This window comes from Streptomyces sp. NPDC058773 (assembly GCF_042746015.1).
Classification (GTDB): domain Bacteria; phylum Actinomycetota; class Actinomycetes; order Streptomycetales; family Streptomycetaceae; genus Streptomyces.
In genome coordinates, this window is the sequence record NZ_JBHYPE010000043.1 from 21,721 (window position 1) to 37,433 (window position 15,713).

The window sequence follows — 15,713 nt, forward strand, 5'->3', positions numbered from 1 at the left end:
GCCGGGGGTCCGGGGGTTGTCCCCCGGGATGGCACAGTCTGGAACTCACCGGCAAGGAGCTGCGGGCATGACCACGACCGAGGCCGGTGGCGTCACCGGTACCTTCAGCCCGCGGCCCGGTGCGGCTCCGCTGCCCCGGATGATCCGGGCGCAGGCGGCCCTGGAGACCAGGATGCTGCTGCGCAACGGCGAGCAGCTGCTGCTGACCGTGATCATCCCGACGCTGCTGCTGGTGCTGTTCTCCGGCGTCGACATCATCGCGGTGCCCACCGACACCGCCGGCGGCGCGGGCCGGTCCGTCGACTTCCTGGCGCCCGGCATCCTGGCGCTCGCCGTGCTCTCGACCGCCTTCACCGGCCAGGCCATCGCGACCGGCTTCGAGCGCCGCTACGGCGTGCTCAAGCGACTGGCCGTCTCGCCGCTGCCGCGCTGGGGGCTGATGACCGCCAAGACCTGCGCGGTGCTGGTCACCGAGGTCCTGCAGATCACGCTGCTGACGGCGGTCGCGCTCGCGCTGGGCTGGTCGCCGCACGGCAACCCGCTCGCGGTGGGCCTGCTGCTCCTGCTGGGCACCGCCGCCTTCTCCGGTCTGGGCCTGCTGATGGCCGGCACGCTCAAGGCGGAGGCCACCCTGGCTGCGGCCAACCTGGTGTTCCTCCTGCTGCTGGTCGGCGGCGGCGTGATCGTCCCGCTGGACAAGTTCCCGGCGGCCGCCCAGAGCGTGCTCGGACTGCTGCCGATCACTGCGCTGTCCGACGGGCTGCGCGACGTGCTCCAGCACGGCGCCGCCCTCCCCTGGCCGGATCTCGGCGTCCTGGCGGTGTGGGCGGTGCTGGGCCTGGGCGCCGCGGCCCGGTTCTTCCGCTGGGAGTGAGCGGCCGGGGCACGGCTCGGACGGGTGCTTCCGTCGCGAACGCACCCCTCGTGAAAGTTTGCACAAGGGGCCGCTTACGATGGCTCCCGTGCCGAACACGCTGAATCCCCTTGAGCTGATCGCCCGCCGCTGGCAGCCGTCCGCGGCCTTTGTGCGACGGGCCGCGCTGGCCACCGTCGTGATGGCCGTGATCATCGTCGTCACGGGTGGCGCGGTCCGGCTCTCCCAGTCCGGACTGGGCTGCTCGACCTGGCCCAAGTGCACGCCTGACAGCCTGACTCCGACCGCCGCGATGGGCGTCAACGGCCTCATCGAGTTCGGCAACCGCATGCTGACGTATGTGCTGTGCGCGGTCGTCGGGCTGTTCATCATCGCTGCCCGCGCCCGTCACCCCCGGCGCCGCTCGCTCACCCGGCTCGGCTGGGCGCAGTTCTGGCTCGTCATGAGCAATGCCGTCATCGGCGGTATCACGGTCCTGACCGGCCTGAACCCGTACATCGTCAGCTCGCACTTCCTTGCGGCCACGGCGCTGCTCACGGTCGCCGTGCTCAGCTGGAAGCGGGCGGCCGAGGGCGATGAGGAGCCGCGCGACCTGGTCGCCCGTCCGGCGCGGCAGCTGGCCTGGCTGCTGGTGGCCGCGACCGGCGCGCTCACCGTCATCGGCACGGTCGTCACCGGCACCGGCCCGCACGCGGGCGACGCGAAGAAGGTCCACCGCATCCCGCTGGACTGGCGGGAGATCACCCAGCTCCACGTCGACTTCGTCTACATCGTCGTCGGCCTGTCCGTCGCCCTGTGGTTCACGCTGCGCGCCGTCAAGGCGCCGGCCGCCCCGCGCCGGGTGCTCCTGGAGCTGTTCGCCTGTATCGCCGCGCAGGGCGTCATCGGCTACGTCCAGTACTTCATGGGTCTGCCCGAGATCGTGATCGGGCTCCACTTGCTGGGCTCGGCCCTGGTGTGGATCTGGGTGCTGCGGGTCAGCCTGTCCCTGCGCGACCGCGGTCCGCTCCTGGAGGAGGACCCCGGCAAGTCCGCCCCCTCCGGCGAGCACGAGGCAACGGAGCCTCAGTCGGCCTCCGCGCTCAGCCGGTAGACCCGGCGCGCGGTCCCGAACCCGACCGTCTCGGTGATCCGCCGCCCGTCCTCGGGCCCGCACAGCCCCTCCTCGGTCCACTCCCGCACCAGGCGCGCCATGGCGCGTACGAAGCACCGGGCGCCGGTCACATAGAGCTCGGGCAGCCCGCGGGCGCCCGAGGAGAACAGCAGCTTGCCGAACGGCGCCTGGCCCAGCGTCTCCTCGGGGCAGGGCCCGGCGTCCGCGTACACATGGGCATGCACCGCGGCGAGCTGCGCCGCCCGCCGGTGGTGCGGTGCCTCCGGCAGCAGGACGAGATCCGCGCCGATGCCGGTGGTGGCGCGCAGAAAGCCCGCCAGCGGCTGCGGATCGGGGCAGTGCAGCTGCACCGGCAGCCCGGTCGCCACCGCGCTCCACAACAGATGCCGGACGAGCACGGGCTCCCCCAGCCGCTCCCCCGGCCGGCGTCCGCGCAGCCAGCGGTCCGCCGCCCGCCGCACCTCACCGGCCTCCGGGGCCTGCCCGTCGCAGTGGGTGGCGCCGGAGGCGAAGGCGGTGGCGTGCTGGGCCGCGGCGTAGAGGGCCTCGGCGGTGTAGCCGATGAAGGCGTCGACGCTGCCGGAGGTGTCGGCGACCTGCTCGGCGAGCGGTTCGAGCCGTACCACCTCGTGGGCGGGGGCCGCGGCGGCGGTGGCGAGTTCATGCGCCGAGGTCAGATTCCCGGGGGCGCCGGCCTCCAGCAGGAACGTGCCGATGCCGGAGCCGCGCAGCAGCAAACGTCCGGCCCGGTAGGCGCCGACCTCGCGTCTGCGCGCCAGATAGCGGGCGGGCGGGCAGTGCGGTTCCAGGCCGAGCAGCGGGGGGCACCAGCGGCGTATCGCGAGACCGGTGAAGCTGTCGAAGTAGCTGGTGCCGACAGGGGCCGGGCCGTGGGCGCCGGCCGCGGCGGCGAGGTGGGTCTCGAAGGAGCCGAGGCCGAGTTCGCCGTGCACCGCGCCGGAGCTGTACTGGTCGATGAGCGGTGGCTGATCCACCAGGGAGGGAAGGCCGTCCATCCGCTTCTCCTCGCCGAGAGCCCGCCGGGCGTGGCCGAAGCGCCGCGCCTGGTGGGCTTAACGGACGAGGTGGTGGTGAGGTATCGGGCTCCGCTTCCGGCGTACGCTCCGGCGCACGGCGCCCGATTACCGCCCGTCAGCCGTTGGACGGGCCGCCGACCTGGATGCCTGCCATCCGGGACCACTCGTAGCGGCCGGTGCGGACCTTGGCGGCGAGGTCGCCGTCGAAGTCGTCCTGGAGGGTGATGCCGGCCGCGGTGGCGGCGTCCTTGGCGGAGCCGAAGGAGTCCGCGACGAGATTTCCCCACTCGCCGTTGGCGCCGACGAGGGCGATCCGGGTGCGGCCGCGGCCGATGTGCGCGAGCTGGCCCTCGGCGCTGCCGCCGTGGGAGTCGGCAAAGGCACGGATCTGCTTGGCGAGCCTGGCCGTGCGCCGCCCGGCCCGCTTGTCGGCCGCCGTGCCGGCCGCCGCCTCGACCTGCTCTTCCGCCTGCTGGGTGTCTGCCATGTACAGCATGCTACCCGCGAGTACGGCCGATTGTGAGGGTGATCCGCCCCACCTCTCAGCGGAGGAAGGGGTCCACGGCGACGGCGACGAACAGCAGCGAGACATAGGTGATGGACCAGTGGAACAGCCGCATCTCCTTGAGCTTGGGGCCCGTGATCCCGGCCTTCGCCCGCGCCTGGAGACCGTGCGCCTCCTTGAGCCAGAAGCCGCCGCAGACGAGCGCGACCACGGTGTAGAACCAGCCGGTGTAGCCCAGCGGCTGCAGCAGCAGCGAGACCGCCACCATGACCCAGCTGTAGGCAACGATCTGCCGCGCGACGACCTTGTTGCCCGCGACGGCCGGCAGCATCGGCACACCGACCCGCTCGTAGTCGTCCTTGACCTTCATCGACAGCGGCCAGTAGTGGGGCGGCGTCCAGAAGAAGATGACCAGGAAGAGGACGAACGAGGCCCAGGAGACCGAGTTCGTCACCGACGACCAGCCGATGAAGACGGGCATGCAGCCCGCGATACCGCCCCAGACGATGTTCTGGCTGGTGCGGCGCTTGAGAATCATCGTGTAAACGACGACGTAGAAAAGCAGCGCACCGAGCGACAGCATCGCCGACAGCGGGTTGACGAGGAACCAGAACCAGGCCGTGGAGCCCACCGCGAGGGCGGTCGCGAAGACCAGGCATTCGCGTGGGCTCACCATGCCGGTGACCAGCGGCCGCTGGGACGTGCGGTCCATCAGCGCGTCGATGTCACGGTCGAGGTACATGTTGAAGGCGGCGGCGCCGCCGGCGGAGAGGTAACCGCCGATGCAGGTCGCCAGGACGAGCCACAGATCGGGCACGCCCCGGGCCGCCAGGAACATCACCGGCACCGTGGTCATCAGCAGCAGCTCGATGACCCGTGGCTTGGTCAGTGCCACGAACGCCTTGACGCGGGCCCCGGGCGGCCGCTCACCGGGACTCCCCGGGACCTGAGAGAGCGCCCCCGCTGGACGGGATTCGACGGCCGTCACGCACACCCCTGGAAGTAACATCAGCGGCCTCTGCCGCGGAAGAGATAAGGCATGCAAGCCCTTCCGGCGGTGAAGACGCGGTAAAGGGCTTGCGCGTACCACGCCACTTTAGACGTTGGCCATACAGCGATCTTCGCGGGGGTGGGGTCGTGTTGGGCGCCGGGCGGGGCTGTCGCGGCGGCGCCTTTCGCCGGGTGTTCGCCCGGCGTTCAGGAGGCGAACCGGACCGCCTCCCGGCAGTCTGGTGCGTAGGGCCCCCACATCCGGGACGGAAGGCCAGAAGTCCCGATTTGGTTGCCCAAAGCGACGGGCGTCGGTGAGAGCACCGCACCGGCTGAGCGCCGAAAACACCGACTGAGCGTCGAAAAGACGCACGCACCGGCGGGGGTAGGCTCGACACCGCCTGGCGGACATACCGTCCGCGGCATTCGACATGTGGAGAGGAGCCCTGACTCAGGGTGAGCACCAAGCCGACCACCACAGATCTCGAGTGGACCGAACTGGATCAGCGGGCGGTGGACACCGTCCGCGTCCTGGCCATGGATTCCGTGCAGAAGGTCGGTAACGGCCATCCCGGTACGGCCATGAGCCTGGCACCGGCCGCCTATCTTCTCTTCCAGAAGCTGATGCGGCACGACCCGGCGGACGCGAACTGGACCGGCCGCGACCGGTTCGTCCTCTCCGCGGGCCACTCCAGCCTGACCCTCTACATCCAGCTCTACCTCGCCGGTTACGGCCTGGAGCTGGCCGACCTGGAGGCGTTCCGCACCTGGGGCTCGAAGACCCCGGGCCACCCCGAGTACGGCCACACCACCGGCGTGGAGACCACCACCGGCCCGCTGGGCCAGGGCGTCGCCAACGCGGTCGGCATGGCGATGGCGGCCCGCTACGAGCGCGGCCTGTTCGACCCCGAGGCGGCCCAGGGCACCTCGCCGTTCGACCACACCATCTACTGCATCGCCGGTGACGGCTGCCTCCAGGAGGGCATCTCCGCCGAGGCGTCCTCCCTGGCCGGCCACCAGAAGCTCGGCAACCTCATCCTGCTGTGGGACGACAACCACATCTCCATCGAGGGTGACACCGAGACCGCGGTCTCCGAGGACACCCTCAAGCGCTACGAGGCCTACGGCTGGCACGTCCAGCGCGTCGCCCAGCTGCCCAACGGCGACCTGGACCCGGCCGGTCTCGCCAAGGCGCTGGACGCCGCCAAGGCCGAGACCGGGCGCCCGTCGTTCATCGCGATGCGCTCGATCATCGCCTGGCCCGCCCCGAACGCCCAGAACACCGAGGCCGCGCACGGCTCGGCGCTGGGTGACGAGGAAGTCGCCGCCACCAAGCGGGTCCTGGGCTTCGACCCGGAGAAGTCCTTCGACGTCGCCGACGCGGTGCTCGCGCACACCCGCGCCGCCCTCGACCGCGGCCGCGACGCCAAGAAGGAGTGGGAGAAGTCGTTCGCCGACTGGCGCGCCGCCAACCCGCAGCGTGCCGCGGAGTTCGACCGGATCGCGGCGGGCGAGCTGCCCGCGGGCTGGGAGGACCACCTTCCGGCGTTCGAGACCGGCAAGGCCGTGGCCACCCGCGCCGCGTCCGGCAAGGTGCTCCAGGCGCTCGGTGCGGTCATCCCCGAGCTGTGGGGCGGCTCCGCCGACCTGGCGGGCTCGAACAACACCACGATCGACAAGACCTCGTCGTTCCTGCCCGAGGGCAACCCGCTGCCGGGTGCCGACCCCTACGGCCGCACGATCCACTTCGGTATCCGCGAGCACTCCATGGCTGCGGAGATGAACGGCATCGCGCTGCACGGCAACACCCGCATCTACGGCGGCACCTTCCTGGTGTTCTCCGACTACATGCGCAACGCCGTCCGGCTGTCCGCGCTGATGCACCTGCCGGTGACGTACGTGTGGACGCACGACTCCATCGGTCTCGGCGAGGACGGCCCGACCCACCAGCCCATCGAGCACCTCGCCTCGCTGCGCGCCATCCCGGGCCTCAACATCGTGCGCCCGGCCGACGCCAACGAGACCGCCATCGCCTGGCGCGAGATCCTCCGGCGTTACACGAAGGAGTACGGCGTGGGGGCCCCGCACGGCCTCGCGCTGACCCGCCAGGGCGTGCCGACGTACCCCGCCAACGAGGCCACCGCCAAGGGTGGTTACGTCCTCTTCGACGCCACCGACTCCGAAGGCCGGGACACCGAGCCGCAGGTCGTGCTGATCGGCACCGGTTCCGAGGTGCAGCTCGCCGTCGGTGCGCGCGAGCAGCTCCAGGCCGAGGGCATTCCCACCCGTGTGGTGTCGATGCCGTCCGTCGAGTGGTTCGACCAGCAGGACCAGGCCTACCGCGACAGCGTGCTGCCGCCGTCCGTCCGGGCCCGGGTCGCCGTGGAAGCCGGCATCGGGCTGACCTGGCACCGCTTCGTCGGTGACGCCGGGCGCATCGTCTCCCTGGAGCACTTCGGTGCCTCGGCCGACGGCAAGGTCCTCTTCCGCGAGTTCGGCTTCACCGCCGACGCGGTCGCCGCCGCCGCCCGGGAATCCCTCGAAGCCGTCGCGCGCTGACGCCCGTATACGACAAGTAGGAGATGCAGAACCCATGACAGACGCACTCAAGCGCCTCTCCGACGAAGGCGTCGCGATCTGGCTGGACGACCTGTCGCGCCAGCGCATCACGTCCGGCAACCTCGCCGAGCTGATCGACCAGCAGCATGTCGTCGGTGTGACGACCAACCCGTCGATCTTCCAGAAGGCCATCTCGGACGGCCACGGCTACGACCAGCAGGTCGCCGACCTCGCCGCCCGCAAGGTCACCGTCGAGGAAGCCATCCGCATGATCACGACGGCGGACGTCCGGGACGCCGCCGACATCCTGCGGCCGGTCTTCGACGCCACCGGCGGCCAGGACGGCCGGGTCTCCATCGAGGTCGACCCGCGCCTGGCGCACCACACCGCCCCGACCATCGCCGAGGCCAAGCAGCTGGCATGGCTGGTCGACCGCCCGAACACGCTGATCAAGATCCCGGCCACCAAGGCGGGTCTGCCGGCGATCACCGAGGTCATCGGCATGGGCATCAGCGTCAATGTCACGCTGATCTTCTCGCTGGAGCGTTACCGCGAGGTCATGGACGCCTACCTGGCGGGCCTGGAGAAGGCCAAGGCCGCGGGCCTGGACCTGTCGCTGATCCGGTCGGTGGCGTCGTTCTTCGTGTCCCGTGTGGACTCCGAGATCGACAAGCGCCTGGAGAAGATCGGCACGGACGAGGCCAAGGCCCTCAAGGGCAAGGCCGCGCTGGCCAACGCCCGGCTCGCCTACCAGGCGTACGAGGAGGTCTTCTCCTCGGAGCGCTGGGCCGCCCTCGACAAGGCCGGCGCCAACAAGCAGCGCCCGCTGTGGGCCTCGACCGGCGTCAAGGACCCCGCGTACAAGGACACCCTGTACGTGGACGAGCTGGTCGCGCCGGGCACGGTCAACACCATGCCGGAGGCCACCCTGGAGGCCACCGGCGACCACGGTCAGATCACGGGTGACACCGTGCGCGGCGGCTACCCTGCCGCCCGCGCCGACCTGGACGCCATCGCCGCGCTCGGGATCTCGTACGACGACGTCGTCCAGCTCCTGGAGGACGAGGGCGTGGAGAAGTTCGAGGCGTCCTGGAACGACCTGCTCAAGTCCACTGAGGCGGAGCTCAAGCGCCTCGCTCCCTCGGAGGGCTGATCTCCCTTGACTGATTCCCACGGAGCCAACCCGCTCCGTGACGCCCTGGACCGACGGCTCCCGCGTATCGCGGGGCCGTCGGGCCTGGTCATCTTTGGCGTCACGGGCGATTTGTCCCGTAAAAAGCTGATGCCCGCCGTCTACGACCTCGCCAACCGGGGGCTGCTCCCGCCGGGCTTCTCGCTCGTCGGCTTCGCCCGCCGGGAGTGGGAGCACGAGGACTTCGCGCAGGAGGTGTACGCGGCGGTCAAGGAGCACTCGCGGACGCCGTTCCGCGAAGAGGTCTGGCAGCAGCTGGTGCAGGGCTGCCGCTTCGTCCAGGGCAACTTCGACGACGACGAGGCCTTCGAGACCCTCAAGGAGACGATAAACGAGCTCGACAAGGCGCAGGGCACCGGCGGCAACTACGCCTTCTACCTGTCCGTACCGCCGAAGTTCTTCCCCAAGGTCGTCCAGCAGCTGAAGAAGCACGGGCTGGCCGAGCAGAAGGAGGACTCCTGGCGCCGCGCGGTCATCGAGAAGCCCTTCGGGCACAACCTCGAGAGCGCCAAGGAGCTCAACCGGATCGTGCACGAGGTCTTCCCGCCGCACGAGGTCTTCCGGATCGACCACTACCTGGGCAAGGAGACGGTCCAGAACATCCTGGCGCTGCGGTTCGCCAACACGATGTTCGAGCCGCTGTGGAACCGCAGCTATGTCGACCACGTCCAGATCACGATGGCCGAGGACATCGGCATCGGCGGCCGGGCCGGCTACTACGACGGCATCGGCGCCGCCCGTGACGTCATCCAGAACCACCTGCTCCAGCTGCTCGCGCTGACCGCGATGGAGGAGCCCGCCTCCTTCGAGGCGGACGCGCTGGTCGCGGAGAAGACCAAGGTGCTGGGTGCGGTCCGGCTGCCCAAGGACCTCGGCAAGGAGACCGTCCGCGGGCAGTACGCGGCGGGCTGGCAGGGCGGCGAGCAGGCCGTCGGCTACCTCCAGGAAGACGGTATCGACCCCAAGTCGAAGACCGACACCTACGCCGCGATCAAGCTGTCGATCGACAACCGCCGCTGGGCGGGCGTCCCCTTCTACCTGCGCACCGGCAAGCGCCTGGGCCGCCGGGTCACCGAAATCGCGGTGGTCTTCCAGCGCGCTCCGCACTCCCCCTTCGACCACACCGCCACCGAGGAGCTGGGGCAGAACGCCCTGGTCATCCGGGTGCAGCCGGACGAGGGCGTGACCGTGCGGTTCGGCTCCAAGGTGCCGGGCACCTCGATGGAGGTGCGGGACGTGTCGATGGACTTCGCGTACGGCGAGTCCTTCACGGAGTCCAGCCCCGAGGCGTACGAGCGCCTGATCCTGGACGTCCTGCTCGGTGATGCCAACCTCTTCCCGCGGGTGGAGGAAGTGGAGCGCTCCTGGCGGATCCTCGACCCGATCGAGGAGTACTGGGACAAGCACGGCAAGCCCGCGCAGTACCCGGCGGGCACCTGGGGCCCGGCCGAGGCGGACGAAATGCTCGCACGAGACGGACGGAGCTGGCGTCGGCCATGAAGATCGATCTGACGGAAACCACCTCCAGCAAGATCAACAAAGCGCTGGTGGAGGGCCGCCGCGCCGTCGGCACCCCGACCAGCGGCATGGTGCTCACCCTCGTCATCGTCACCGACGAGGAGAACGCCTATGACGCCCTGAAGGCGGCCAACGAGGCGTCCCGTGAGCACCCCTCGCGCACCCTCGTCGTCATCAAGCGGGTCAGCCGGTCGCCGCGTGACCGCGCCAAGGCCCGCCTGGACGCCGAGGTGCGGGTCGGCACCGAGGCCGGCACCGGCGAGACGGTGCTGCTGCGGCTGTACGGCGAGGTCATCGACCACGCCCAGTCCGTGGTGCTGCCGCTGCTGCTGCCGGACGCCCCGGTCGTGGTCTGGTGGGCGGTGAACGCCCCGGCGGCTCCCGCCAAGGACCCGCTCGGTGCGCTGGCCCAGCGCCGGGTCACCGACGCCTACGCCGACGAGCAGCCCATCCACGAGCTGACCGCCCGCGCGGACGCCTACACCCCCGGCGACACGGATCTGGCCTGGACCCGGATCACGCCGTGGCGCTCGATGCTGGCGGCGGCGCTCGACCAGGCTCCGTGCACGGTCACCTCGGCCGAGGTGACCGGCGAGGAGTTCAACCCCAGCTGCGAACTGCTCGCCATGTGGCTGGCCGACCGGCTGAACGTCCCGGTCACCCGCAAGGTCTCGGCCGGCCCCGGTCTGACGGCCGTGCGGATGGAGTCCAGCAGCGGCGCGATCGTGCTGGACCGTCCGGACGGCTCGCTGGCCACGCTCTCCATGCACGGTCAGCCCGACCGCGCGGTGGCGCTCAAGCGGCGGGAGACCTCCGAGCTGCTCGCCGAGGAGCTGCGCCGGCTCGATCCGGACGAGATCTACGCCAACGCGCTGAAGTTCGGCGTGGACCGGCTCGGTCACGGAAACGGCGACCGGCCGGCCGCCGAGGAGAAGGCGGCGGCCGGGGAGAAGGCGCCCACCGAGAACGACGCGGCCAAGCCCGCGGCGAAGAAGGCCGCGAAGAAGGCGGCCGCCAAGTGAGTGCTCCGCAGGTGGTCGTCCACCGCGACAAGGAGCTGATGGCCAAGGCCGCGGCGGCCCGGCTGATCACGAAGATCGTGGACGCCCAGGCCGCCCGTGGTTCCGCCTCGGTGGTCCTGACCGGCGGGCGCAACGGCAACGGGCTGCTCGCGGCCCTCGCCGAGGCTCCCGCCCGGGACGCGGTGGACTGGTCCCGGCTCGAACTGTGGTGGGGCGACGAGCGGTTCGCGCCGGACGGCGATCCGGAGCGCAACCACACCCAGGCCCGGGAGATGCTGCTCGACAGCGTCCCGCTGGACCCGGCCCGGGTGCACCCCATGCCCCCGTCGGACGGCCCGTACGGCCATGACGCCGACGCCGCCGCCGAGGCGTACGCGGCCGAACTCGCCGCCGCCGCGGGCCCCGAGGACCACGGCCCGGTGCCGTCCTTCGACGTCCTGCTGCTCGGCGTCGGCCCGGACACCCACGTCGCCTCGCTCTTCCCGGAGCTGCCCGCGGTCTACGAGACGGAGCGGACGGTGGTCGGGGTGCACGGCGCGCCGAAGCCGCCGCCCACCCGGGTCTCGCTGACCCTGCCCGCGATCCGCGCGGCGCGGGAGGTCTGGCTGCTGGCGGCCGGCGAGGACAAGGCCAATGCCGCGGCCATCGCCCTCTCCGGCGCCGGTGAGGTGCAGGCCCCGGCGGCCGGCGCCCGGGGCCGCAGCCGGACCCTGTGGCTGCTGGACGAGGCGGCGGCGTCCCAGCTGCCGCGCGGCCTCTACCCGCCGGCCTCGGCCTGAGGAAACACCGCGCAGCAAGGCCGTAGGCCCCGCACCCTGGAGGGTGCGGGGCCTGCGGCGTTCAGCGGGAGGTGCCGCGTCGGTGGGCCCAGCGGCGTCCGCACGACCGTCCTGCGGCGGTCACTGCGGGCCGGCGACCCGGGCGGTCACCGTCCGCGCAACTCCCGGTACTTGGCGACCAGGCCGGCCGTGGAGGCATCCAGACCCGGCACCTCGGCGCCCTCGGTCAGCGCCGGTTCGACGCGCTTGGCGAGGACCTTGCCCAGCTCCACGCCCCACTGGTCGAAGGAGTCGATGTTCCACACCGCGCCCTGGACGAACACCTTGTGCTCGTACAGCGCGATCAACTGACCCAGCACGGACGGGGTCAGCTCACCGGCCAGGATGGTGGTGGTCGGGCGGTTGCCCGGGAACGTCTTGTGCGGCACCAGTTCCTCGGCCACGCCCTCGGCGCGCACCTCGTCCGGCGTCTTGCCGAAGGCCAGCGCCTGGCCCTGGGCGAAGAGATTGGCCATCAGCAGGTCGTGCTGGGCGACCAGACCGGGCTGCAGATCGGCGACCGGCTCGGCGAAGCCGAGGAGGTCGGCCGGGATCATCTTCGTGCCCTGGTGCAGGAGCTGGTAGTAGGCGTGCTGGCCGTTCGTGCCGGGCGTGCCCCAGACGACCGGTCCGGTCTGCCAGTTGACGCGGTTGCCCTGGCGGTCCACGGACTTGCCGTTGGACTCCATGTCCAGCTGCTGGAGGTAGGCGGTGAACCGGGAGAGGTAGTGGCTGTAGGGCAGCACGGCATGCGCCTGGGCGTCCCAGAAGTTGCCGTACCAGATGCCGAGCAGGCCCAGCAGCAGCGGGGCGTTCTCCTCCGGCGGGGCGGTGCGGAAGTGCTCGTCGACGAGGTGGAAGCCGGCCAGCATCTCGCGGAAGCGCTCCGGACCGATCGCGATCATCAGCGACAGGCCGATCGCGGAGTCGAAGGAGTACCGGCCGCCGACCCAGTCCCAGAACTCGAACATGTTGTCCGGGTCGATGCCGAACTCCGTCACCTTCTCGGCGTTGGTCGACAGCGCCACGAAGTGCTTGGCGACGGCCGCTCCCCCGTCGGCGCCCAGGCCGCTCAGCAGCCACTCACGGGCCGAGGTGGCATTGGTGATCGTCTCGATGGTGGTGAAGGTCTTCGAGGCGATGATGAACAGCGTCTCGGCCGGGTCCAGATCACGGACCGCCTCGTGCAGATCTGCGCCGTCCACATTGGAGACGAAGCGGAACTGCATGTCCCGGTGGGTGTAGGCGCGCAGCGCCTCGTACGCCATCGCCGGGCCCAGGTCCGAGCCGCCGATACCGATGTTGACGACGGTTTTGATGCGCTTGCCGGTGTGGCCCTTCCAGTCGCCGGAGCGGACCCGGTCGCAGAAGATGCCCATCTTCGTCAGGACGTGCTGCACGCCGGGGGTGACGCTCTCGCCGTCGCTCATGATGACCGCCGAGCCGGGCGCGCGCAGCGCGGTGTGCAGCACGGACCGCCGCTCGGTGATGTTGATCTTCTCGCCGCGGAACATCGCGTCCCGCAGCTCGGCCACACCGGTCGCCGCGGCCAGCTCGCGCAGCAGCCCCAGCGTCTCGTCGGTGACCAGGTGCTTGGAGTAGTCCAGGTGCAGATCGCCGACCTGGAGGGTGTAGCGCCCGGCGCGCGCCGGGTCCCGCTCGAACAGCTCGCGCAGATGCACCTCCGCCAGCTGCTCACGGTGCTTGCCCAGCGCCGTCCACTCAGGCAGCTGATCGAGCCTGCTGCGGCCTTCTGCGTTCATCTCGGACATCAGCCTTCTTCATCTCGTACCGGCCCCGCCATCTCCCAACCTAATTGATCAGCGCCCGGTAGGAGGTATCTGTCCGCTGTCGGACGGGGCGCCGTCGGCCGTCTGAAGAACGGGTGTCAGCGCGACCGTGCCCAGGGCCAGCAACGCGGCGGCCAGCAGCACCGGGGCGCCGGGGCCGTACGCGGTGGCGGCCGCGCCGCCGCACAGCGCGCCGAGCGGGGTCCCGGCGACGGAGACCGTGCGGAAGGCGGAGCTGATCCTGCCGAGCATCCCGGCCGGGCTGCGCTGCTGCACGGCCGTCATCTCCAGGACGTTCCACACCATCCCGGCGAAGCCGAACAGGCCCAGGAGCAGCGCCGCGAGCCAGACCGAGCGCAGCGTCCCGAAGCCCACCAGGGTCACGGCCTGGAGCACTCCGGCGAGCAGCAGGGTGCGGCCCTTGCCGCCGACCAGGGCGATCGTCCGGCTCGCGAGCAGTCCGCCCGCCACCATGCCGATGCCGTAGCCGGTGGTCACGACGGCATAGCCGAAGTCCCCGGCGCCCAGCCGGTCCTTGACGACCACCACCAGGGTCGCGATCAGCGCACCGATGCCGACATTGCCCAGCGCCACCGACACACAGAACGCGCGCAGCACCCGGTCGCGCCACAACTGCCGTATTCCTTCAGACATTTCACGCCGGACGGTGCGCCCGGCGGCGGCCGGCCGTCGGGGCGGGGTTCCGGTGCGCAGGGAGGCGACCAACGCGGCCGCGACGAAGTAGGTGGCCGCGTCGGCCAGGAACGGGAGCGCGGCACCGAGGGCGATCAGCACCGGGGCCAGCGGTCCGCCGACGAACCGGCCGGCCAGCTCCTGACCGGTCATCAGCCGGGCGTTGGCGGCGGCCAGTCGCTCCTTGGGCACCACCGCGGGCAGCAGGGCCGTGGCGGCGTTGTCGAACAGGGTCTGGAGGGTGGTGAGCGCGAAGGACAGCGCGAGCAGCAGCCCGATGCCCGCCCGGTCGAGCGCCACGGCCACGGCGAAGCCGGCCATCAGCAGCCCGCGCAGCACATCCACCGCCCACATCGCCCGCCGCTGGTCCACCTGGTCGGCGACCGCGCCGCCCAGCAGCCCGAAGAGCAGCCAGGGGACGAAGCCGCAGGCGGTGACGAGCGAGATCAGCAACGGCGAATCGGTCAGGGCGTAGGCGAGCAGCGGCAGCGCCGTGCCGCGCAGGGCGTCACCGAAGCGGGAGACGGCGGCGGCACACCACAGCCGGCCGAAGCCGCCGCGCGGGGCGAGCGCGCCCGCCCCTGTCGTGTGCCCCGCTCCGGTGTCCGTCCCGCTGTCCGCCATGCCGCCCCCGTCCGCATCGTGCGCGTACGGAAAACGGTAGGGGCAGCCACTGACAATGGCCCTCGGGCGACTTCCCCATCCGCTACCTCAGATGCGGCCCGTGGCGCGCGACGGCTCGCGCGGGTGCACGGACGCGGCCGGCCCGGCCGGAAGGGGTGTGTCCCTCCGGCCGGGCCGGCCGCGTCAGGTGCTGGTCCGTCAGATCTCGCCGCGGAGCTTGGCGAGCGCCTCCGCGAGGATCGCCTCACCGTCGGCGTCGCTGCGACGCTCGCGGACATAGGCGAGGTGGGTCTTGTACGGCTCGGTGCGCGGCGGGTCCGGCGGGCTGTCCCGGTCCTTGCCGGCGGGGAAACCACAGCGCGGGCAGTCCCAGGTGTCCGGAACCTGCGCATCGCCGGCGAAGCTGGGCTGCGTCTCGTGCCCGTTGGAGCACCAGAAGGAGATGCGGGTGCGCGGCGCGGACTCGCCGCGCTCGGCCTCCCCCATCGGCCCCGCCCCGACCCGACTTCCTCGGATCGCGTTGCCACTTGCCACGGTCGTAACTCCCTGCGTAATGGTGCTGCACAGCCTCTCGCAGCAGCTGCGCTGCGGAACGCCCCAGTCTACGTAAGGCCCAACGCGCGTCCAGTGGCTGGAGTTACCCGTCCGAGGACGCCACCCTCATGATAGGCCGCACCTCCGACGCCGCGTCAGTTGCTGAGCTTCATCAGGATGCCGAGCACCACGATGCAGGCGAACCACAGCAGACCCACCACGATGGTGATGCGGTCGAGGTTGCGCTCGGCGACCGAGGAGCCACCGACCGAGGACTGCATGCCGCCACCGAACATGTCGGACAGACCGCCGCCCTTCCCCTTGTGCATGAGCACCAGCATCATCAGCAGCAGGCTGAAGACGATGAGGGCGATCGAGAACCCGATGACCACGGCTGGACCAACTCTCTAGGACTGACGGACGGACGTATGGATCACGATATA

General features: G+C 71.0%; 14 protein-coding genes. 7 read left to right on the plus strand and 7 right to left on the minus strand.

Features of this window, described 5'->3' with window-relative positions; genetic code table 11:
- The first annotated feature begins 67 nt into the window (after window positions 1-67).
- Complete coding sequence (locus ACFW5B_RS28400; protein ID WP_386445478.1) at window positions 68-874, plus strand: ABC transporter permease; 807 nt, start codon at window positions 68-70, stop codon at window positions 872-874.
- Window positions 875-962: 88 nt separating this feature from the next.
- On the plus strand, window positions 963-1,967 hold the full coding sequence (locus ACFW5B_RS28405; protein ID WP_386445480.1) for a heme A synthase: 1,005 nt from the start codon (window positions 963-965) through the stop codon (window positions 1,965-1,967).
- On the opposite strand, the gene ACFW5B_RS28410 is transcribed toward ACFW5B_RS28405, so the two are convergent.
- The 3 genes from ACFW5B_RS28410 to ACFW5B_RS28420 all read right to left on the minus strand — a co-directional run bounded on the left by ACFW5B_RS28410 (window position 1,940) and on the right by ACFW5B_RS28420 (window position 4,518).
- Window positions 1,940-3,004 carry an amidohydrolase gene (locus ACFW5B_RS28410; protein WP_386445483.1) on the minus strand — a complete coding sequence of 355 codons (1,065 nt, stop codon included), beginning with the start codon at window positions 3,002-3,004 and terminating at the stop codon, window positions 1,940-1,942. The two genes, ACFW5B_RS28405 and ACFW5B_RS28410, sit on opposite strands and share 28 nt — an antisense overlap.
- A 136-nt stretch (window positions 3,005-3,140) precedes the next feature.
- Entirely contained in the window at window positions 3,141-3,521 is a 381-nt protein-coding gene (locus ACFW5B_RS28415; RefSeq protein ID WP_386445486.1) for a hypothetical protein, read from the minus strand.
- A 46-nt stretch (window positions 3,522-3,567) separates the two neighbouring features.
- Entirely contained in the window at window positions 3,568-4,518 is a 951-nt protein-coding gene (locus tag ACFW5B_RS28420) for a heme o synthase (RefSeq protein WP_386445488.1), read from the minus strand.
- A 458-nt stretch (window positions 4,519-4,976) separates the two neighbouring features.
- On the opposite strand from ACFW5B_RS28420, the gene tkt reads away from it, so the two are divergent.
- The 5 genes from tkt to pgl are packed head-to-tail and all read left to right on the plus strand — an operon-like array spanning window position 4,977 to window position 11,590.
- Complete coding sequence (tkt, locus tag ACFW5B_RS28425; RefSeq protein ID WP_386445490.1) at window positions 4,977-7,079, plus strand: transketolase; 2,103 nt, start codon at window positions 4,977-4,979, stop codon at window positions 7,077-7,079.
- Between the two features lie 34 nt (window positions 7,080-7,113).
- Window positions 7,114-8,232, plus strand: a complete 1,119-nt coding sequence (gene tal, locus ACFW5B_RS28430) for a transaldolase (RefSeq protein WP_386445492.1) — start codon at window positions 7,114-7,116, stop codon at window positions 8,230-8,232.
- A 6-nt stretch (window positions 8,233-8,238) separates the two neighbouring features.
- A complete protein-coding gene (gene zwf / locus ACFW5B_RS28435) occupies window positions 8,239-9,771 on the plus strand; it encodes a glucose-6-phosphate dehydrogenase (RefSeq protein WP_386445495.1) in 1,533 nt (510 codons plus the stop codon).
- Window positions 9,768-10,811: a glucose-6-phosphate dehydrogenase assembly protein OpcA gene (gene opcA / locus ACFW5B_RS28440; protein WP_386445498.1), complete on the plus strand. Its 1,044-nt coding sequence runs from the start codon at window positions 9,768-9,770 to the stop codon at window positions 10,809-10,811. Before zwf ends, opcA begins: the two co-directional genes overlap by 4 nt.
- Entirely contained in the window at window positions 10,808-11,590 is a 783-nt protein-coding gene (gene pgl / locus ACFW5B_RS28445; RefSeq protein WP_386445501.1) for a 6-phosphogluconolactonase, read from the plus strand. Before opcA ends, pgl begins: the two co-directional genes overlap by 4 nt.
- Window positions 11,591-11,736: 146 nt before the next feature.
- On the opposite strand, the gene pgi is transcribed toward pgl, so the two are convergent.
- The 4 genes from pgi to secG form a co-directional block, all read right to left on the minus strand.
- Complete coding sequence (pgi, locus tag ACFW5B_RS28450; protein ID WP_386445553.1) at window positions 11,737-13,392, minus strand: glucose-6-phosphate isomerase; 1,656 nt, start codon at window positions 13,390-13,392, stop codon at window positions 11,737-11,739.
- Between the two features lie 57 nt (window positions 13,393-13,449).
- Window positions 13,450-14,736, minus strand: coding sequence for an MFS transporter (locus tag ACFW5B_RS28455; protein WP_386445504.1), 1,287 nt, complete (start codon window positions 14,734-14,736; stop codon window positions 13,450-13,452).
- Window positions 14,737-14,934: 198 nt separating this feature from the next.
- Window positions 14,935-15,270, minus strand: a complete 336-nt coding sequence (locus ACFW5B_RS28460; RefSeq protein WP_006606296.1) for an RNA polymerase-binding protein RbpA — start codon at window positions 15,268-15,270, stop codon at window positions 14,935-14,937.
- A 155-nt stretch (window positions 15,271-15,425) separates the two neighbouring features.
- On the minus strand, window positions 15,426-15,662 hold the full coding sequence (gene secG, locus ACFW5B_RS28465) for a preprotein translocase subunit SecG (protein WP_086719581.1): 237 nt from the start codon (window positions 15,660-15,662) through the stop codon (window positions 15,426-15,428).
- Window positions 15,663-15,713: the final 51 nt, after the last annotated feature.

Coding starts and splice junctions, on each gene's coding strand:
- ACFW5B_RS28410 (WP_386445483.1), bottom strand. CDS start 3,004: ATGGACGGCCTTCCCTCCCTGGTGGATCAGCCACCGCTCATCGACCAG.
- pgi (WP_386445553.1), bottom strand. CDS start 13,392: ATGAACGCAGAAGGCCGCAGCAGGCTCGATCAGCTGCCTGAGTGGACG.
- ACFW5B_RS28455 (WP_386445504.1), bottom strand. CDS start 14,736: ATGGCGGACAGCGGGACGGACACCGGAGCGGGGCACACGACAGGGGCG.
- opcA (WP_386445498.1), top strand. CDS start 9,768: ATGAAGATCGATCTGACGGAAACCACCTCCAGCAAGATCAACAAAGCG.
- tal (WP_386445492.1), top strand. CDS start 7,114: ATGACAGACGCACTCAAGCGCCTCTCCGACGAAGGCGTCGCGATCTGG.
- ACFW5B_RS28415 (WP_386445486.1), bottom strand. CDS start 3,521: ATGCTGTACATGGCAGACACCCAGCAGGCGGAAGAGCAGGTCGAGGCG.
- ACFW5B_RS28400 (WP_386445478.1), top strand. CDS start 68: ATGACCACGACCGAGGCCGGTGGCGTCACCGGTACCTTCAGCCCGCGG.